The organism is Enterobacter sp., assembly GCF_977039595.1.
On the sequence record NZ_CDRQYH010000025.1, the window covers coordinates 1 to 18,588 of the forward strand.

Consider the following 18,588-nt stretch of genomic DNA (forward strand, 5'->3'; position numbering starts at 1 on the left):
TGCTTTTGCCGTTACGCACCACCCCGTCAGTAGCTGAACAGGAGGGACAGCTGATAGAAACAGAAGCCACTGGAGCACCTCAAAAACACCATCATACACTAAATCAGTAAGTTGGCAGCATCACCGCAAACGCAATCCCGCCGAGGATGCCCTGAACAACCGCCACCGCCGCCGTACCTTTTACCGTGGCCCGCGACACGCCGACGAATTTGGCGAACAGGTGCTGCTTGGCGAAATCAGACAGCGGCAGAGAGTCGAGGATCTGGCGCACCAGATACGGGCCGTCTTTCAGCAGGAAGAACAGCAGATAAAGCATAATGCCGAAGCTAATCGCAAAGCCAAACGTGCCTTTGCCGATCAGGAACGCGCTGCCGGCGAGATATTGCCCGCCCTGTAGGGCAACATCGGAGAGTTTTTTCTGGATCTGCGCCGCGTTGGTCAGGTTGTGATCCGCCAGGAAGCCGCTGGCCCAGTCAGGCAGGTGGTTAAAGATGCTCGCCACCACTTCCGGGAACTGGGTGTTGTTCTCCTGGAGCTTCGTGTAAACCACGTTCAGCTCAATGGCGAGCGAAGAGAGGATCACCATCAGCGGAATAAAGACGATCAGGCAGATAATGCCAATGGTCAACAGCGAGGCCAGCCCGTTGCGATCCCCAAGCGCGGCGCGCAGCCTGTTTTTTACCGGGTTAAAAATAACGGTCAGAATGGCGGCCCACAGAATGGCGGAGAAGTAGGGCGACAGCACGTCGAAGAAGGCCCAGGTGACGAGGGCGAGAATGAAAATAAAGAAACCTTTAGTCAGTCCATTAAAGCGCATAGTGATTCCTGGTAACGAATAAGCAGTGTCGACTATAGAACTGATTGTGAGAATTACCAACCCTTGCGCCGGGCAGTGTTGCGGTATGACTCCGCTCTTCACGGATACCACTTTCGACTGACCGAAGTTCGCCTTTTCCCGCACCATGCTGTAAGTATCTGCTTGCGGAGGTGCTTATGGCCTGGCGTCCGATTCTCTATGTGATCCTCACAACCCACCCCAGACTCAGCGCGCGGCGCGCCCGTTTGCGTCTGGTCATCTAGCTTTTTATTAACAATCGCGGTATAACACACCTTCTTTGGATGTTTAGATGTCCATACGTATAGAAGGTAATATGCAAACACAACAAGAAAATGGGCAGCTTAAGCGCACCATGAAAACACGCCACCTGATTATGCTCTCGCTGGGTGGCGTGATTGGGACAGGGTTATTCTTTAATACCGGCTACATCATTTCCACGACCGGGGCAGCGGGCACGCTGCTGGCGTACCTGATAGGCGCGCTGGTGGTCTGGCTGGTGATGCAGTGTCTGGGCGAACTTTCCGTGGCGATGCCGGAAACCGGCGCGTTCCACGTCTATGCCGCTCGCTATCTTGGCCCGGCGACGGGCTACACCGTGGCATGGCTCTACTGGCTCACCTGGACGGTAGCGCTCGGCTCGAGCTTCACCGCCGCGGGTTTCTGTATGCAGTACTGGTTCCCGCATGTGCCCGTCTGGGCGTGGTGCGTGGTCTTCTGCGTGGTGATTTTTGGCCTGAACGTCATCTCGACGCGCTTCTTTGCTGAAGGCGAATTCTGGTTCTCGCTGGTGAAAGTCATCACCATCATCGCCTTTATTATTCTGGGTGGCGCGGCGGTCTTTGGCTTTATCCCGATGCAGGATGGTTCACCCGCGCCGGGCTTAAGCAACATTACCGCCGAAGGCTGGTTCCCGCACGGCGGCCTGCCGATCCTGATGACCATGGTGGCGGTGAACTTTGCCTTCTCCGGGACCGAGCTCATCGGGATTGCGGCAGGGGAAACTGAAAATCCGCACAAGGTGATTCCGGTCGCGATCCGCACTACCATTGCGCGCCTCATTATCTTCTTTATCGGTACCGTGTTTGTGCTGGCGGCGCTGATCCCGATGCAGCAGGCGGGTGTGGAAAAGAGCCCGTTCGTGCTGGTGTTTGAAAAGGTCGGTATTCCTTACGCGGCGGATATTTTTAACTTCGTGATCCTTACGGCGATCCTTTCGGCGGCGAACTCCGGGCTGTATGCCTCCGGGCGCATGCTATGGTCGCTCTCTAATGAGAAAACGCTGCCGCGCTGCTTTGCCCGGGTGAACAAAAACGGCGTGCCGCTGACGGCGCTCTCGGTTTCTATGCTCGGCGGTGTGCTGGCGCTGTTCTCAAGCGTGGTGGCGCCGGACACGGTGTTCGTGGCGCTCTCGGCAATTTCGGGCTTTGCGGTGGTGGCGGTGTGGATCAGCATCTGCGCGTCGCACTTCGTTTTCCGTCGTCGCCATCTGCAGTCCGGGCAGCCGCTCTCTGCGCTGCAGTACCGCGCGCCGTGGTATCCGCTTGTGCCGGTGCTCGGGTTTATCCTCTGCGTGGTGGCCTGTGTCGGCCTGTGGTTTGACCCAAGCCAGCGCATTGCCCTTTATTGCGGGATCCCGTTTGTCGCCCTGTGTTATGGTGCCTACTACCTGACCCGAAATATGACATCGCAGGAGCCTGAACATGTCGCAGAATAATCCGCTTACCGCCATCCTTGAAAAACAGCCGTTTGTGGTGCTGGATGGCGCGATGGCGACGGAGCTGGAAGCGCGCGGCTGTAACCTGGCAGACAGCCTCTGGTCTGCCAAAGTGCTGATGGAAAACCCGGAGCTTATCCGCGAAGTGCATCTGGATTACTACCGCGCGGGCGCGCAGGTGGCGATCACCGCCAGCTATCAGGCCACGCCTGCGGGCTTTGCGGCACGCGGCCTCGACGAGGCGCAGTCCCGGGCGCTTATTGGCAGAAGCGTGGAGCTGGCACGTAAGGCGCGTGAAGCGTATCTGGCTGAAAATCCGCATGCGGGCACGCTGCTGGTGGCGGGATCCGTTGGGCCGTATGGCGCGTATCTGGCGGATGGCTCAGAGTATCGCGGCGACTACGTGCGCAGTGCGGAAGCATTTACCGACTTCCACCGGCCGCGCGTGGAAGCGCTGCTGGACGCGGGCGCTGACCTGCTGGCCTGCGAAACGCTGCCCTCGTTTGCCGAGACTAAGGCGCTGGCGGCGCTTCTGGCCGAGTATCCCCGCGCCCGGGCGTGGTTCTCCTTTACCCTGCGGGACAGCGAGCACCTGAGCGACGGCACGCCGCTGCGTGACGTGGTCAGCGTGCTGGCAAACTCGCCGCACATTGTCGCACTGGGCATTAACTGTATCGCCCTGGAAAACACCACGGCCGCGCTGAAGCATCTGCAAAGCCTGACGCCGCTGCCGCTGGTGGTCTACCCGAACTCGGGCGAGCATTATGACGCAGTGACCAAAACCTGGCACCACCACGGTGAAGCGTGCGAGACGCTGGCGGGGTATCTGCCGCAGTGGCTGGAAGCCGGCGCGAAGCTGATTGGCGGATGCTGTCGCACCACGCCGAAGGATATTGCTGAGCTGAACGCGCAGCGCTGATGCTCTCACCCTGACCCTCTCCCACGGGGAGAGGGGAAAAAACGAACCGCACAAAACCAACTATCCTTTCCCGCTTTTTATCTAAAAACGAATCGTTATGAGCGATTCATTTTTATTCCTTTATCAAAATTCCCGCGTTGGAAATACTGCCCTCATAACAACAAGGGGAGCAGGCACTATGGCAATTTCATCGCGAATCACACTACTCGGCGCACTGGCGCTGTGGGCATTTCAGGCGCAGGCGGTGGACGTCACCGTCGCGTATCAAACTTCTGCGGAACCGGCGAAAGTCGCGCAGGCGGACAACACCTTTGCCAAAGAGAGCGGCGCGAAAGTCGACTGGCGCAAGTTTGACAGCGGCGCGTCCGTGGTGCGTGCGCTAGCCTCCGGCGACGTGCAGATCGGCAATATCGGTTCCAGCCCGCTGGCGGTTGCGGCCAGCCAGCAGGTGCCGATTGAGGTGTTCCTGCTCGCCTCGCAGCTCGGTAACTCTGAAGCGCTGGTGGTGAAGAAAAACATCACCAAACCGGAAGACCTGATCGGCAAACGCATCGCCGTGCCGTTTATCTCCACCACCCACTACAGCCTGCTGGCGGCGCTAAAACACTGGGGCATCAAACCGGGGCAGGTACAAATTATCAACCTGCAGCCACCGGCGATTATCGCGGCCTGGCAGCGTGGCGACATTGACGGGGCCTATGTGTGGGCACCAGCAGTGAACGAGCTGGAAAAAGACGGCACCGTGCTGACCGACTCCGAAAAAGTGGGCCAGTGGGGGGCGCCAACGCTCGACGTGTGGGTCGTACGTAAAGACTTCGCCGAGAAACATCCTGAGGTGGTGAAAGCCTTCGCGAAAAGCGCGATTGACGCCCAGCAGCCGTATATCAGTAACCCGGATGAATGGCTGAAGCAGCCCGCAAACCTGGAAAAACTCTCCCGCCTGAGCGGTGTGCCGGAAGCGGACGTGCCGGGGCTGGTGAAGGGCAATACCTATCTGACCCCCGCGCAGCAGGTGCAGCAGCTGACCGGGCCGGTAAACAAAGCGATTGTTGATACCGCCACCTTCCTGAAAGAGCAGGGCAAAGTGCCCGCGGTGGCGACGGATTACAGCCAGTACGTAACCGATCGCTTTGTGAAATAAGGAGTCCGCCATGCTGAATATTACAAATCTGTCTGCTGATTACGGTGGTAAACCCGCGCTGGAGGATATCAACCTGACGCTGGACAGCGGTGAACTGCTGGTGGTGCTGGGTCCGTCCGGGTGCGGAAAAACCACGCTGCTCAATCTGATCGCCGGGTTTGTCCCTTATCAGCATGGCACCATTCAGCTGGAAGGCAAAAAGGTGGAAGGCCCCGGCGCCGAGCGCGGCGTGGTCTTCCAGAATGAAGGTCTGCTCCCGTGGCGCAACGTGCAGGAAAACGTGGCGTTTGGGCTACAGCTTGCGGGCATCAATCGTGAACAGCGGCTGGAAACGGCGCGGGCGATGCTGAAAAAAGTGGGGCTGGAAGGGGCGGAAAAACGCTTGATCTGGCAGCTTTCCGGCGGCCAGCGGCAGCGCGTAGGTATTGCCCGCGCGCTGGCGGCGAATCCGCAGCTGTTGCTGCTGGACGAGCCGTTCGGGGCGCTCGACGCCTTCACCCGCGAGCAGATGCAAACCCTGCTGCTGCGCCTGTGGCATGAGACGGGCAAGCAGGTGCTGTTGATTACCCACGATATCGAAGAGGCGGTGTTTATGGCGACGGAGCTGGTGCTGCTCTCGCCGGGGCCGGGCCGCGTGCTGGAGCGTTTGCCGCTGGATTTCGCCCGCCGCTACGTCGCCGGGGAACCCGTGCGCAGCATCAAATCCGATCCGCTGTTTATCGAACAGCGTGAGTACGTTTTAAGCCGCGTGTTTGAACAGCGGGAGGCCTTCTCATGAGCATCGTCTTCAGTGAAAAAACGCGCCGCACGCGTCTGGCGCTGCGCTGGCCTTTCTCACGTCAAATCACGTTGAGCGTCGGTACGCTGCTGGTGCTGCTGGCGGTGTGGTGGGCAGTTGCTGCCCTGCAGTGGGTCAGCCCGCTGTTTCTGCCGCCGCCGGGACAGGTGCTGGCCAAACTCATTACCATCGCCGGGCCGCAGGGCTTTATGGATGCCACGCTCTGGCAGCACTTAGGTGCCAGCCTGGCGCGCATTCTGGTGGCGCTGCTGGCGGCGGTGATTATCGGCATTCCCGTGGGGATTGCGATGGGGCTGAGCCCGACGGTGCGAGGCATCCTCGACCCGCTGATTGAGCTTTACCGCCCGGTCCCGCCGCTTGCCTATCTGCCGCTGATGGTGATCTGGTTCGGCATCGGTGAAACGTCAAAAATCCTGCTGATTTATCTGGCGATTTTCGCCCCGGTTGCCATGTCGGCGCTGGCGGGCGTGAAGAGCGCCCAGCAGGTGCGGATCCGCGCGGCGCAGTCGCTGGGAGCCAGCCGCACGCAGGTGCTGCTGTTCGTGATTTTACCGGGCGCACTGCCGGAGATTTTAACCGGGCTGCGCATCGGCCTTGGCGTGGGCTGGTCTACGCTGGTAGCCGCAGAGCTTATTGCGGCCACGCGCGGCCTTGGCTTTATGGTGCAGTCGGCGGGGGAGTTCCTGGCGACTGACGTGGTGCTGGCTGGGATCGCGGTGATCGCCGCGATCGCCTTCGGATTAGAACTGGGGCTGCGCGCGTTACAGCGTCGCCTGACGCCCTGGCATGGAGAAATACAATGAGTGAACGTCTGACCATTACCCCGCTGGGGCCGTACATTGGCGCACAGGTATCAGGCCTGGATGTGACCCGTCCGCTGAGCGATAACCAGTTCGAGCAGCTATACCACGCGGTGCTGCGTCATCAGGTAGTATTCCTGCGCGAGCAGGCGATCACTCCGCAGCAGCAGCGCGCGCTGGCCCTGCGCTTTGGCGATCTGCATATTCACCCCGTCTATCCGCATGCGGAAGGGGTGGAGGAGATTATCGTCCTCGACACCCACAACGATAATCCGCCGGACAACGACAACTGGCATACCGACGTAACCTTTATCGAGACGCCGCCTGCGGGGGCGATACTGGCGGCGAAGCTGCTGCCGGATACGGGGGGCGATACGCTGTGGGCCAGCGGGATTGCGGCGTATGAGGCGCTGTCAGTGCCGTTCCGGACGCTGCTGAGCGGGCTGCGGGCGGAGCATGACTTCAAGAAATCGTTCCAGGAGTACAAGTACCGCAAGAGTGAAGAGGAACATCAGCGCTGGCAGGAGGCGGTTGCGAAACATCCTCCGCTGCTGCACCCGGTGGTGCGGACCCATCCGGTCACGGGCAAGCAGGCGCTGTTTGTGAACGAAGGATTCACGACGCGCATTGTGGATGTGTCCGAGAAAGAGAGCGAGGCGCTGTTAGGTTTTCTGTTCGCGCATATCACCAAACCGGAGTTCCAGGTACGCTGGCGTTGGCAGGAGAATGACCTGGCGATCTGGGATAACCGCGTGACGCAGCACTACGCCAATGCGGACTATCTTCCGCAACGCCGGATTATGCAGCGGGCGACGATTTTGGGGGATAAGCCGTTTTACCGTGCGCCTTGATCCCCTTACCCTAACCCTCTCCCTTTTAGGGAGAGGGCTGTAAATGCGCCTCAATATACCGCTGATAGCGGTTCGCCTTCAGATAACACAAATCCACCAGCACCAGCCCGTCAACACAGTTGCTGAACGCCGGGTCGCTGCCAAAATCAATAAACTGCACGCCGCCGGGCTCGCACAGCTCGGAATATTGCTTGTATAACGGCGGAATACCGCACCCAAGATTACCGAGCAGGGATTTCAGCTTTGTTAGATCGTCCACGTAATCCACGCCGCCAAACTGCGCGAGCACGTCCGGCAGCGATGCGGGATACGGCTGGCGCGAGGCGGCGAGCGGATGCGTCGCCGGGAACCACAGGCGATAAAATGCCACCAGCAGATCCCGCGCGGCAGGCGGTAAGCCGCCGGAAATGGAGACCGGGCCAAACAGGTAGCGGTAGTGCGGATAACGCGCCAGATAGGCCCCAATGCCGGACCATAAATAGTCCAGGCCGCGGCGTCCCCAGTAGCGCGGCTGGATAAAGCTGCGCCCCAGCTCAATACCGTGTTCCAGTACGTCCTGCATTTTGTCGTCGTAGTGAAACAGGCTATAGCTGTACAACCCCTCAACGCCGCGCTTTTCGATCTGCATGGCCGTCGGCATAAAGCGATACGCCCCGACGATCTCCAGATCCTCCTCATCCCACAGGATTAGGTGCAGATAATCATCGTCGTAGCTGTCGGTGTCCCGGCGTTTGCCGCTCCCTTCCTCCACCGCGCGAAAGGCAATCTCGCGCAGGCGGCCCAGCTCGCGCAGCAGCGGGGCGTCTTCCTGGCCGTTTCGCTGCCAAAGATAGATGGTTTTACCGTCGCTGGTTTTTCCCAGGCTCTCGGCCTTCGCCAGCGCGCGTTTCAGTGTGGCCCGGTCTTCCGGACGGGCAATCGCGCACTGGGTTTTAAAGACCCCGGGCAATCCCTTGCCAAGACGCATCACGTGCTGACGGCACTGCTCGGCCATCTCACGCGACGAAAGGTTAGCGCTGTGCCAGTGATGCCACGTAATCTGCTGGCCGATTTTGATCGGCAGCTGGCTGTGGCGGCGGCGGAACATCTGCTGCATCAGCAACAGCATTGACAGCGTCGGGGAGACCAGCGTGCTGGCATAAAAGAGCAGGCTGTTATGCGCCTGAATATGTACCGGCAGCAGCGGGGCGCGCAGCTTGCCGGCGAGTTTGATAAAGCCGGAGTGCCATTTTTTATCGCGAATGCCCTTGCGCGTAGGGCGGGAAACTTCTCCGGCCGGGAAGAAGATCAGCACGCCCGCGTTTTGCAGATGCTGTTCCATCTGCACCAGAGACGTTTTCGCCGTCCTGCCGCCCATATTATCCACCGGAATAAACAGCGAGCTGAGGGGCTCAAGGTGGGTCAGCATCCGGTTGGTCACGACTTTAACATCGCGCCGCACGCGGGAGACGGCGTACATCAGCGCCAGGCCGTCCAGCGTACCCGTCGGGTGGTTGGCAATAATGACCAGCGGGCCATGTTCGGGGATTTGTTCGAGATCGCGGGCGGAAACGGTGCAGAGAATATCCAGGTGTTCCAGAACCTGCTCCACCATATCCAGGCCTTTCAGGTGGCGGTGGGCTGCGGCAAATTGCTGAAATTCGTCTTCGTAAAACAGTCTTTTTAACAGACTTTTTTGCCAGGGTGCAGGCCTCGCCTGAGGCCAAAGATCGTCGAGAACGCTATCGAGGCTAAACATGGTTACTCCTCCTGCCGTCTTGCGAAGACAGTAGAAGGCGCAGATGTCGGTTGTATTGCAGTTGGGTGAAGATTTGAGCAGAGAACAGGCCGGGCTAGGCGAAGCCGCCACCCGGCGCTAAAAAGGATTAACGCAGAATTTTTTTCTCGGCCAGATCCAGCGCGAAGTAGCTGAAGATCAGATCCGCGCCCGCGCGTTTGATCGCGCCGAGGCTTTCCAGGATCACTTTTTCTTCATCAATGGCACCCGCCAGGGCGGCGAATTTGATCATCGCGTACTCGCCGCTCACCTGATAAGCGCCCAGCGGCAGCTCGGTGCGCTCGCGGATGTCGCGCAGGATATCGAGATACGCGCCAGCCGGTTTCACCATCAGGCAGTCTGCGCCCTGGGCTTCATCGAGCAGGGATTCACGAATCGCTTCCCGACGGTTCAGCGGGTTCATCTGATAGGTTTTACGATCGCCTTTCAGCGCCGTTCCCGCCGCTTCGCGGAACGGGCCGTAGAAGGAGGAGGCGAATTTGGTGGAGTAAGACATGATGGCGGTGTCGGTGAAACCGGCCGCGTCCAGCGCCTGACGAATCGCCTGAACCTGTCCGTCCATTGCGGCAGATGGCGCGATGAAATCCGCACCTGCTGCGGCAGCGACCACAGCCTGTTTGCCAAGGTTCAGCAGGGTGGCATCGTTATCCACGCCGTGATCGCACAGCACACCGCAATGGCCGTGAGAGGTATATTCGCAGAAGCAGGTGTCGGACATCACCACCATTTCCGGCACGGTCTCTTTGCAGATGCGGGACATGCGGGCGACGAGACCATCTTCTTTCCACGCGTCGCTGCCGGTGGCGTCGGTATGGTGGGAGATGCCGAAGGTCATCACCGAGCGGATACCCGCGTTGGCGATGCGTTCAATCTCACGCGCCAGATACTTCTCCGGAATGCGCATTACGCCCGGCATGGCTTCGATGGCTTTGTAGTCATCGATCTCTTCTTCAACAAAAATCGGCAACACCAGATCGTTTAAGGTCAGGGTTGTCTCTTCAAACATAGCGCGCAGTGCAGGTGACTTGCGCAGGCGGCGGGGACGTGCAATTAAATCGGTCATGGTATGCCTGATGTTTGTGGAACAAAGAAGGCTAGTGTACCCGAAAGCGTTGTTAGGTGTTTATTAAAGTGGGCGGTTTACCGATAGATCATGCAAGACTGCAGGAACGGTGTCGTTCGGAGCAAACGGTTTAACATCAACCGCTTGCCCACGGAATATTAATATCAGTTGGACGCGGTAAGCACCTGGGCTTTATTGGCGCTCAGCTCAGCCACCAGGTTATTAATCCCGTCACTCATATTGACGAAACGCGTATGCGGAGAGCGGGTGACCACCACAAATGCGCCCACGTTTGACTGCGGGATCATGGCCATATAGGTGATGAATCCACCGCCGCCGCCGGTTTTCTGAATAATACCCGGACGGCCATTTTTCGGTGCCATATAGACCCAGCCCATGCCGAGCGCATCGGCCTTACCCGGCACGTCCATCCCGATGACGCGGTGCAGCTGGGTACGCTGATAAATCAGGGTTTGCATACGATCGGCCTGGCTGCTGCGAGCGTAGAAATCCGAGGAAAGGAACTGCTGCATCCAGCGCATCATGTCGCCAGGCGTGGAATAGACCCCGCCGCTGCCCACGGCCGCGAGCGTGTTATTACAGGGGCTTGCGCCTTTCTCCGCCACCATCAGGCGACGGCACTGGTCCGGGGACGGGGTAAAGGTGGTGTCTTTCATGCCCAGCGGACGGGTTATCTGCTCTTCAAACAGCTGCGTATAAGGTTTGCCAGCCGCCGTTGAAAGAGCGTCCGCCAGCAGGTCAAAGGCCAGGTTTGAATAAGAGGCCTGCGAACCCGGAGCCGCCTTCAGCGTGGCGGTACTCAGATAGCTCCAGCGCTGGTCGCGCGTTGGCCAGACAAATACGTCACGATGCGCCGCCCCGCCCGGCTGCTCACGCGGCAGGGCGCTGGTGTGGGTGGCAAGGTTCACAAGCCGAATCGGCGTACCCTGATAGGTTGGAACCCGGGCGCCTGGAGGCGCATATTTGCTGAGCGGGTCGTCGAGTTTCACCACGCCCTGGTCGAGCAGTTTCACCAGCATTTCGCTGGTCATCAGCTTGGTTAAGGACGCGATGCGGATAACGGAATCCAGCTGCGGGTGAACATTATTTCCCGGGCGCGTTTCACCAAAGCTGCGGAACACGCGCTGGTTGCCGTCAATGACGACCATCGCCATCCCGGTTGCGCCGCTGCCGTAATAGATAAGGTTCGCGTAGCGATCGGCAATATCAGAAGCTAAAACGGGTGCCGTCAGCGGTTGGGCTGCCTGGGCGGTAGAAAAGCTCACCGCACACAGCGCGGCAAAAGAGAGCAGACAACGTTTCAACGAAAAGCATCCATGAAGTGAAATAGGAAAGTAATGGGTATTTATACTACTAAACGGTACCGCGCAATGCCCCGAATTGCATAACGATAGCGAGAAAAACGTAACCATGGGTAAATATGAACAATTTACTTACGAGCCATCTCCCATTTTGTGACATCGGGCTTATGATAAGCACCAGTGTCACTCAATCTTACGGAGAACGGTATGTCTGAGAAGCGTGTGGTTATGGTTGTCGATATGCAGAACGGGGTATTTGAAACCCCTCGTCATCAGCGCGAAAAGTGTGTGTCTCTGATCAACCAGCTTACGCAGGCTGCCGACAAGGTGATTTTTATTCAGCACACCGAAGCCGGAGGGCTGGAAGAGGGAAGTGAAGGGTTTGCGCTACTGCCTGAACTCCATCAGCCCGCTGACGCGCTTTACGTGACCAAAACGGCCTGTGATGCCTTTTACAACACGGCGCTTGAGACGCTGCTGCGTGACCAGGGCATTCGCGAGTTTGTCATCTGCGGCTGCGCCACCGATTACTGCGTCGATGCGACGATCAAGAACGGCGTTAGCCGGGGTTATCACATCACAGTTGCGGAAGATGCCCATACCACATCCAACCGCCCGGCTGCTGAAGCACAGATCCTGATTAAACATCACAACGACGTCTGGCGTAACTTCATCGCACCGGCGAACCCTCTCGCAGTGAAACGCACCGAAACAATTCTCAAAAACTGGAAAGCGAACTAATAATCAACCCTCGGGTCTGACCTTTTTGCCTGAGCCGGGAGGCTGGCTTGGGCAGGTATTTCGTTTGGTAACGTGTTGTGCACAGCAACAGCCATAACAACAAGAAGGAAGCATTATGTTTAAGTCTTTTTTCCCAAAGCCGGGGCCTTTTTTCCTGTCGGCATTTATTTGGGCACTCATCGCTGTCATTTTCTGGCAGGCGGGCGGCGGCGCATGGCTGACGCGCATCACGGGAGCGACAGGCGAGGTACCGATTAGCGCGGCGCGCTTCTGGTCACTCAGCTACCTGCTGTTTTATGCCTACTACACGGTGTGCGTAGGGCTGTTTGCCCTTTTTTGGTTTGTCTATTCTCCGCACCGCTGGCAGTACTGGTCGATCCTCGGCACATCGCTGATTATCTTCGTCACCTGGTTCCTGGTGGAAGTGGGCGTGGCGGTTAACGCCTGGTATGCGCCGTTCTACGATCTGATCCAGACCGCGCTGAGCTCGCCGCACAAGGTGACCATCAATCAGTTCTACCATGAAGTTGGCGTCTTCCTCGGCATCGCCCTGATTGCGGTTATCATCGGCGTGATGAACAACTTCTTCGTCAGCCACTACGTTTTCCGCTGGCGTACCGCGATGAACGAACATTATATGGCGCACTGGCAGCACCTGCGCCATATCGAAGGTGCCGCACAGCGTGTGCAGGAAGACACCATGCGTTTTGCCTCCACGCTTGAAGACATGGGCGTCAGCTTTATCAACGCCATTATGACGCTGATTGCCTTCCTGCCGGTGCTGGTAACGCTCTCGGCGCATGTACCGGATTTGCCGATTGTCGGCCATATTCCGTATGGTCTGGTGATTGCCGCGATCGTCTGGTCGCTGATGGGGACGGGCCTGCTGGCGGTGGTGGGGATCAAACTGCCGGGTCTGGAGTTTAAGAATCAACGCGTCGAAGCCGCATACCGTAAAGAGCTGGTTTATGGCGAAGACGATGCCAACCGCGCCTCGCCGCCGACCGTCCGCGAGCTGTTTGGCGCCGTGCGTCGTAACTATTTCCGTCTCTACTTCCACTATATGTATTTCAACATCGCGCGTATTTTGTATCTGCAGGTGGATAACGTTTTCGGTTTGTTCCTGCTGTTTCCGTCCATTGTTGCGGGTACGATTACGCTCGGTCTGATGACGCAGATCACCAACGTTTTCGGTCAGGTTCGCGGGTCGTTCCAGTACCTGATCAGCTCCTGGACCACGCTGGTAGAACTGATGTCCATCTACAAACGTCTGCGCAGCTTTGAACGCGAGCTGGACGATCGTGACCTGCAGGAAGTCACCAACACATTTAGCTAATACAGGAAGTTGCTATGTCTTTTGCTGTACCGCGCGCGTTACCGTTGACTATTCTGGCCGCTTTTGTACTGGCAGGCTGTGCCGAAAAGGGGGCCGCTCCGCTCAAAAAGGGCGAGAAGCCCGTTGATGTGGCGAGCGTTGTGCGGCAGAAAATGCCCGCCAGCGTGAAGGATCGCAATGCGTGGGCAGACGCGTTGGCAAAAACCTTTGAAAGCCAAAAGATCGCGCCGACCGAGGAGAACATCTGTTCGGTGCTGGCGGTGGCGCAGCAGGAGTCAATGTACCAGTCAGATCCGGCTGTGCCGGGTCTGAACAAAATCGCCTGGAAAGAGATCGACCGCCGCGCGGAGTCCATGCATATCCCGGTGTTCCTCGTGCATACAGCGCTTAAAATCACCTCGCCGAACGGTAAAAGCTACAGCGAACGGCTGGATACGGTGAAAACCGAAAAACAGCTTAGCGCCATCTTTGATGATTTCATCAGCATGGTCCCAATGGGGCAGAAGCTGTTTGGCTCACTGAACCCGGTCCACACCGGCGGTCCGATGCAGGTAAGCATCGCGTTCGCGGAGAAACACACCGACGGCTATCCGTGGAAAATCGACGGTACGGTGCGTCAGGAGGTCTTCTCCCTGCGCGGAGGACTGTGGTTCGGCACGTATCACCTGTTGAACTATCCGGCGAACTACGATGAGCCGCTGTACCGCTTTGCCGACTTTAACGCCGGCTGGTATGCCAGCCGTAATGCGGCATTCCAGAGTGCGGTCAGCCGCGCAAGCGGCGTCAAGCTCGCGCTGGACGGCGATCTCATCGCTTATGGCAGCAGCGAAGCAGGGGGCACCGAGCTGGCCGTACGGAAACTTTCGACAACGCTGGGTCTGAGCAACAGCGACATTCGCCGTCAGCTTGAGAAAGGCGATAGTCTGGCCTTTGAGAAAACGGATCTGTACAAGAAGGTGTTTGCGCTCGCAGAGCAGAAAAGCGGGAAAACGTTACCGAGGGCTATCCTGCCGGGCATTCAGCTGGAAAGCCCGAAGATCACGCGTAACCTGACCACCGCGTGGTTCGCAAAACGCGTGGACGATCGCCGGGCTCGCTGTATGGGGCTTTAACGGCGGCGGCGAAAGCGCAGCACTAATGCCACAACGCCCAGAATCATACATCCCGCGAGGAAGGGGATCAGGCCGAACAGGGTGCTGACGCCAAAGCCAATCTCAACTCGCGGGCGTCCGTTATCCTGCACCTGCATCAGATGTTCATAAACGCCTGGCGCATGCACCAGCATATTTAGCAGCTGAGAGCCGGCCCAGAAGCAAAACAGGACAAACAGGGCATACGCGATATTACCCGCCGTAGAGGTTTTTGGTTTTCCGCCAAAAATCGGTTTCGACAATGTAAAGTCAGCCATGATGACCTCCGGATAAATCGCTCTGTTAATACGCTTCGTACAGGGTGAGTTTGACAGGTCATCGCATTTGTCAATATCAGAATCGTGGTAATTTACGCGCCGGAATCCTCCTGGATTGTTGATTTCTGCAGCACGTCACAATTTATTAACTTAAGTGAAATTGCGTCGCGTTTCAGAATTTCCGTATCTGCCACAGACCTGGCCGTAAAACTGTGAGAGGATGTCTTTTTTTCCTGCCGGAGTTGTTATGAAGCTCACGTCCAAACTACGCCGTGACTGGCACTACTACGCCTTCGCTATCGGGCTGATCTTTATTCTTAACGGTATTGTGGGCCTGTTGGGGTTTGAAGCAAAAGGCTGGCAAACGTATGCCGTAGGGCTGGTGACCTGGGTCATTAGTTTCTGGCTGGCGGGGTTGATTATCCGCCGTCGCCCTGAAGAGACGACAGCGGATGAGGCAGAGTCGGCGAAGCGCGCCGATTAACCGTTTACGGAACTTTTAAGCGCGCTGTCGGCGGCGTGACGCTCCAGCGCCAGCTCGATCAGGCGGGTGATCAATTCCGGGTAGCTCAGGCCGCTCGCCTGCCACAGCTTCGGATACATGCTGATGTTAGTGAACCCCGGCAGCGTGTTAATTTCATTGATCACCACCTCGTTTTCCGCCGTCAGGAACACATCCACGCGCGCCATGCCGCAGCAGCCGAGCGTCTGATAAGCGCGAATGGCGATCGCCCGGATCTTATCGTTAACCGCCGGATCGAGAGCCGCAGGCACGACAACCTGCGCGCCTTTATCATCAATGTATTTGGTGTCGTACGAGTAGAAGTCGCTGTTTAAGATCACTTCACCGCAGGTGCTCGCCTGGGGAAAATCGTTGCCCAGCACGGCGCACTCAATTTCACGACCTTTGATGCCCTGCTCAACCACCACTTTATGGTCGAACTCAAAAGCCAGGCGGACGGCTTGCGTGAACTCAGCTTCGCTGGTCACTTTGCTGACGCCCACGGAGGAGCCCTGGTTTGCAGGCTTCACAAACAACGGCAGACCCAGCTCTGCACTGATTTGCGTAAAGCTGTGTTTGTCGCGGTTGGCGCGGGTGAGCGTCACGAACGGCGCAATATTCAGCCCGGCATCGCGCAGCAGGCGTTTGGTGACGTCTTTGTCCATGCACGCGGCAGAGCCGAGGACGTCCGATCCGACGAACGGCAGGTTGGCCATGCGCAGCATTCCCTGCAGGGAACCATCTTCGCCCAGGGTGCCGTGAACAATCGGGAAGACGACGTCGATCTGGGCGAGAGCCTGCGCATTGCCGGCGTCGATGAGCTGCCCTTTTACGACGCCGGGTACGGTGGCGACGCTAATTTCTGAAGGATTCAGGGCGATATGTGCCGGATCGTGGGCATTCAGCAGATACTGGCTGGCATCGTTAACGTGCCACTGGCCCTGTTTATCAATGCCCAGCAGCACCACGTCGAAACGGCTTTTATCGATCGCATCAACGATATTTTTGGCCGATTGCAATGACACTTCGTGTTCCGCTGATTTTCCCCCAAAGACAATACCTACGCGCTGCTTAGCCATCTCACTCTCTTCCAGTATGACGAAAAGCCAATAACATACCACGATGCCCGGCGGGTTTCGCGGCCTTCTGCCATAATGTTTTGGGGAATGTTGAGGGGGGAGAGTGAAAGGAAAAACGCTGCTGACCGTATTTATCATTTTGGCCATCGCAACGGTGGGTTACCGCTGGTTGCCGCCTTACTACAACCCTTTCATGCCGCTGACGCTTGACGACCCGCCGGGTCGAATCACCCAGTATAAGCTTCGGCGTTTAACCCACGAGGCGTGCGCGAGCCTGCTCGCACAGGCTAATCAACGCGATCTCATCCGCACCCAGCCGGTGGCTGATAGCGGCGGCGCGTGTCCGCTTAATAACGTCGTGCGCGTGAGTGACTTCGGCCCGGTCGGCCTGAACAGCAGTTTTCTTGCCAGCTGCCCGCTGGCGCTCAGCTCAGCCCTCTTTATCAGCCAGCAGGCCCGGCCGCTGACAAAACGTTATACGGGCAGTGACCTGGCGCGTATCGACCACCTCGGCAGCTTTGCCTGCCGCAATATTTATCATCGCCCTGACGCGCGCCGCAGTGAACATGCCACGGCGGAGGCGCTGGATATTGCCGCTTTTCGTCTGGCGAACGGTGAACGCGTCACGGTGCTGAACGGCTGGAAGGCGGCCACCACGCAGCCCTGGCTGAAGGCCATGCTGGCGGCGAGCTGTGGGTACTACGGAAACGGACTGGGGCCGGAGTATAACGCGGCGCATGCCAACCATTTTCATCTGGGAATGCGCGGTTTTGGCCTCTGCCGTTGAAGCATAATATTCCGCCAGAAAATGGATGAATTGTGACTTATTTCACAAATATGATGACTGGGGAGATAAAACACCAAAGTCAGTCGGGCCGCATCTCTGGTGCGACGTTAATACGCGTAACTTGCTAATCTGTCGGCGAATTCGCCTAAAAATGAAGACTATTTCTTTATGGAATCCTGGAAAGTTAATCTCATCTCGGTTTGGTTCGGCTGCTTCTTTACCGGACTGGCCATCAGCCAGATTTTGCCGTTCCTGCCTCTGTACGTGTCGCAGCTGGGGGTGACCTCGCATGAAGCCCTTTCCATGTGGTCCGGTCTGACGTTCAGCGTCACGTTTCTGGTTTCCGCCATTGTGTCACCGATGTGGGGCAGCCTGGCGGATCGGAAAGGCCGTAAACTGATGCTGCTACGCGCCTCGCTCGGGATGGCGATTGCCATTCTGCTGCAGGCCTTCGCCACCAACGTCTGGCAGCTGTTCTTCCTGCGGGCGGTGATGGGGTTGACGTCCGGGTATATTCCAAACGCCATGGCGCTGGTCGCCTCTCAGGTGCCGCGCGAGCGTAGCGGCTGGGCGCTGAGTACACTCTCCACGGCACAGATCAGCGGCGTCATCGGCGGGCCGCTGCTGGGGGGCTTTCTGGCGGACCACGTCGGGCTGCGTGCGGTATTTATCATCACTGCGGTTCTGCTGGTGGTCAGTTTTCTGGTCACGCTCTTTCTGATTAAAGAAGGGGGCCGCCCGGTTATCAGTAAGTCTGAACGCCTCAGCGGCAAGGCCGTTTTCGCCTCGCTGCCTTATCCGGGCCTGATGATCAGCCTGTTTGTGACCACTATGGTGATCCAGCTCTGTAATGGTTCGGTGGGGCCGATTCTGGCGCTGTTTATCAAGTCGATGGAGCCGGAGAGCACGAATATCGCTTTTCTTAGCGGCATGATTGCCGCCGTGCCGGGCGTATCAGCCCTGATTTCCGCGCCGCGTCTGGGAAAACTGGGTGACAGGATCGGCACGGCGCGCATCCTGATGGCGACGCTGATCTTTGCGGTGGTGCTCTTCTTCGCGATGTCGTTTGTCACCTCTCCGCTTCAGCTTGGCATATTGCGATTTCTGCTCGGCTTTGCTGATGGCGCCATGTTGCCTGCGGTACAGACCCTGTTGGTCAAATATTCCAGCGACCAGGTGACGGGGCGTATTTTTGGATATAACCAGTCGTTTATGTATCTGGGGAATGTTGCCGGCCCGCTTATTGGCGCCTCCGTTTCTGCGATGGCCGGTTTTCGTTGGGTATTTGCGGCGACAGCTATTGTCGTTTTAATCAATATTATCCAGCTGGCTATTGCGCTGCGACGCCGCAGACAAATGGCGGAGGCCAAATCGGCAAGGTAACGATTTCATAGATGTATTATATATTCTTATGGTAGCCGCATTTTTATATAACAAAATGCGGCTGCTTTTTATAGAAAAACGTTTCGCTCACGGCGCTGCCTCTTTATTTCCGTTCCTGTATCACTTTT

At 57.7% G+C, this 18,588-nt stretch carries 18 protein-coding genes and 1 pseudogene; 12 read left to right on the top strand and 7 right to left on the bottom strand.

All coding sequences use genetic code 11. From position 1 onward, the window contains the following. The coding region (locus ACWYRJ_RS09930; RefSeq protein WP_001680836.1) for an IS1 family transposase at positions 1-70 on the bottom strand (70 nt) is incomplete at its 3' end. A gap of 57 nt (positions 71-127) precedes the next feature. Further along, positions 128-817 (bottom strand): annotated as a pseudogene (locus ACWYRJ_RS09935) (AI-2E family transporter); the annotation flags it as partial. Between the two features lie 334 nt (positions 818-1,151). Here ACWYRJ_RS09935 and mmuP point away from each other — a divergent pair. The 6 genes from mmuP (at position 1,152) to tauD (ending at position 7,062) form a co-directional block, all read left to right on the top strand. Next, on the top strand, positions 1,152-2,552 hold the full coding sequence (gene mmuP / locus ACWYRJ_RS09940; protein ID WP_133293858.1) for an S-methylmethionine permease: 1,401 nt from the start codon (positions 1,152-1,154) through the stop codon (positions 2,550-2,552). Then, entirely contained in the window at positions 2,539-3,471 is a 933-nt protein-coding gene (gene mmuM, locus ACWYRJ_RS09945) for a homocysteine S-methyltransferase (protein ID WP_111963462.1), read from the top strand. Before mmuP ends, mmuM begins: the two co-directional genes overlap by 14 nt. 178 nt (positions 3,472-3,649) lie before the next feature. Continuing rightward, positions 3,650-4,612: a taurine ABC transporter substrate-binding protein gene (gene tauA, locus ACWYRJ_RS09950; RefSeq protein ID WP_001018397.1), complete on the top strand. Its 963-nt coding sequence runs from the start codon at positions 3,650-3,652 to the stop codon at positions 4,610-4,612. Between the two features lie 10 nt (positions 4,613-4,622). Then, positions 4,623-5,390, top strand: a complete 768-nt coding sequence (tauB, locus tag ACWYRJ_RS09955; protein ID WP_455507808.1) for a taurine ABC transporter ATP-binding subunit — start codon at positions 4,623-4,625, stop codon at positions 5,388-5,390. Further along, the gene (tauC, locus tag ACWYRJ_RS09960) at positions 5,387-6,214 is read left to right on the top strand and encodes a taurine ABC transporter permease TauC (RefSeq protein ID WP_048225831.1); all 828 of its coding nucleotides are present in this window, start codon (positions 5,387-5,389) and stop codon (positions 6,212-6,214) included. The genes tauB and tauC overlap by 4 nt, the downstream gene beginning before the upstream one ends. Beyond that, positions 6,211-7,062, top strand: a complete 852-nt coding sequence (tauD, locus tag ACWYRJ_RS09965; RefSeq protein ID WP_111963457.1) for a taurine dioxygenase — start codon at positions 6,211-6,213, stop codon at positions 7,060-7,062. The genes tauC and tauD overlap by 4 nt, the downstream gene beginning before the upstream one ends. 25 nt (positions 7,063-7,087) lie before the next feature. On the opposite strand, the gene ACWYRJ_RS09970 is transcribed toward tauD, so the two are convergent. The 3 genes from ACWYRJ_RS09970 to ampH all read right to left on the bottom strand — a co-directional run bounded on the left by ACWYRJ_RS09970 (position 7,088) and on the right by ampH (position 11,227). Continuing rightward, positions 7,088-8,800: a lysophospholipid acyltransferase family protein gene (locus ACWYRJ_RS09970; RefSeq protein ID WP_455507809.1), complete on the bottom strand. Its 1,713-nt coding sequence runs from the start codon at positions 8,798-8,800 to the stop codon at positions 7,088-7,090. 127 nt (positions 8,801-8,927) lie between these two features. Then, positions 8,928-9,902, bottom strand: coding sequence for a porphobilinogen synthase (gene hemB, locus ACWYRJ_RS09975; RefSeq protein ID WP_021241687.1), 975 nt, complete (start codon positions 9,900-9,902; stop codon positions 8,928-8,930). A 164-nt stretch (positions 9,903-10,066) separates the two neighbouring features. Continuing rightward, positions 10,067-11,227 carry a D-alanyl-D-alanine-carboxypeptidase/endopeptidase AmpH gene (ampH, locus tag ACWYRJ_RS09980; protein ID WP_029739742.1) on the bottom strand — a complete coding sequence of 387 codons (1,161 nt, stop codon included), beginning with the start codon at positions 11,225-11,227 and terminating at the stop codon, positions 10,067-10,069. Between the two features lie 204 nt (positions 11,228-11,431). Here ampH and ACWYRJ_RS09985 point away from each other — a divergent pair, with 204 nt between their 5' ends. From ACWYRJ_RS09985 to ACWYRJ_RS09995, 3 genes are all read left to right on the top strand, one after another. Continuing rightward, on the top strand, positions 11,432-11,965 hold the full coding sequence (locus ACWYRJ_RS09985) for an isochorismatase family protein (protein ID WP_249575805.1): 534 nt from the start codon (positions 11,432-11,434) through the stop codon (positions 11,963-11,965). 115 nt (positions 11,966-12,080) lie between these two features. Continuing rightward, positions 12,081-13,301 (top strand): peptide antibiotic transporter SbmA, encoded by a 1,221-nt coding sequence (gene sbmA / locus ACWYRJ_RS09990; protein ID WP_104949290.1) that lies wholly within the window; start codon positions 12,081-12,083, stop codon positions 13,299-13,301. A gap of 14 nt (positions 13,302-13,315) precedes the next feature. Next, a complete protein-coding gene (locus ACWYRJ_RS09995) occupies positions 13,316-14,413 on the top strand; it encodes a DUF1615 domain-containing protein (protein ID WP_249575804.1) in 1,098 nt (365 codons plus the stop codon). On the opposite strand, the gene ACWYRJ_RS10000 is transcribed toward ACWYRJ_RS09995, so the two are convergent. After that, the gene (locus tag ACWYRJ_RS10000; RefSeq protein ID WP_008503287.1) at positions 14,410-14,709 is read right to left on the bottom strand and encodes a DUF2755 family protein; all 300 of its coding nucleotides are present in this window, start codon (positions 14,707-14,709) and stop codon (positions 14,410-14,412) included. The genes ACWYRJ_RS09995 and ACWYRJ_RS10000 overlap by 4 nt on opposite strands. 247 nt (positions 14,710-14,956) lie before the next feature. Here ACWYRJ_RS10000 and ACWYRJ_RS10005 point away from each other — a divergent pair, with 247 nt between their 5' ends. Further along, positions 14,957-15,193 (top strand): DUF2754 domain-containing protein, encoded by a 237-nt coding sequence (locus ACWYRJ_RS10005; RefSeq protein ID WP_111963445.1) that lies wholly within the window; start codon positions 14,957-14,959, stop codon positions 15,191-15,193. On the opposite strand, the gene ddlA is transcribed toward ACWYRJ_RS10005, so the two are convergent. Then, positions 15,190-16,290, bottom strand: a complete 1,101-nt coding sequence (ddlA, locus tag ACWYRJ_RS10010; RefSeq protein WP_149366134.1) for a D-alanine--D-alanine ligase — start codon at positions 16,288-16,290, stop codon at positions 15,190-15,192. The two genes, ACWYRJ_RS10005 and ddlA, sit on opposite strands and share 4 nt — an antisense overlap. 103 nt (positions 16,291-16,393) lie before the next feature. Here ddlA and ACWYRJ_RS10015 point away from each other — a divergent pair, with 103 nt between their 5' ends. Then, positions 16,394-17,077 (top strand): extensin-like domain-containing protein, encoded by a 684-nt coding sequence (locus ACWYRJ_RS10015; protein ID WP_455507810.1) that lies wholly within the window; start codon positions 16,394-16,396, stop codon positions 17,075-17,077. Positions 17,078-17,245: 168 nt separating this feature from the next. Further along, complete coding sequence (locus ACWYRJ_RS10020; protein WP_048990434.1) at positions 17,246-18,460, top strand: multidrug efflux MFS transporter; 1,215 nt, start codon at positions 17,246-17,248, stop codon at positions 18,458-18,460. The last annotated feature ends 128 nt before the right edge of the window (positions 18,461-18,588 follow it).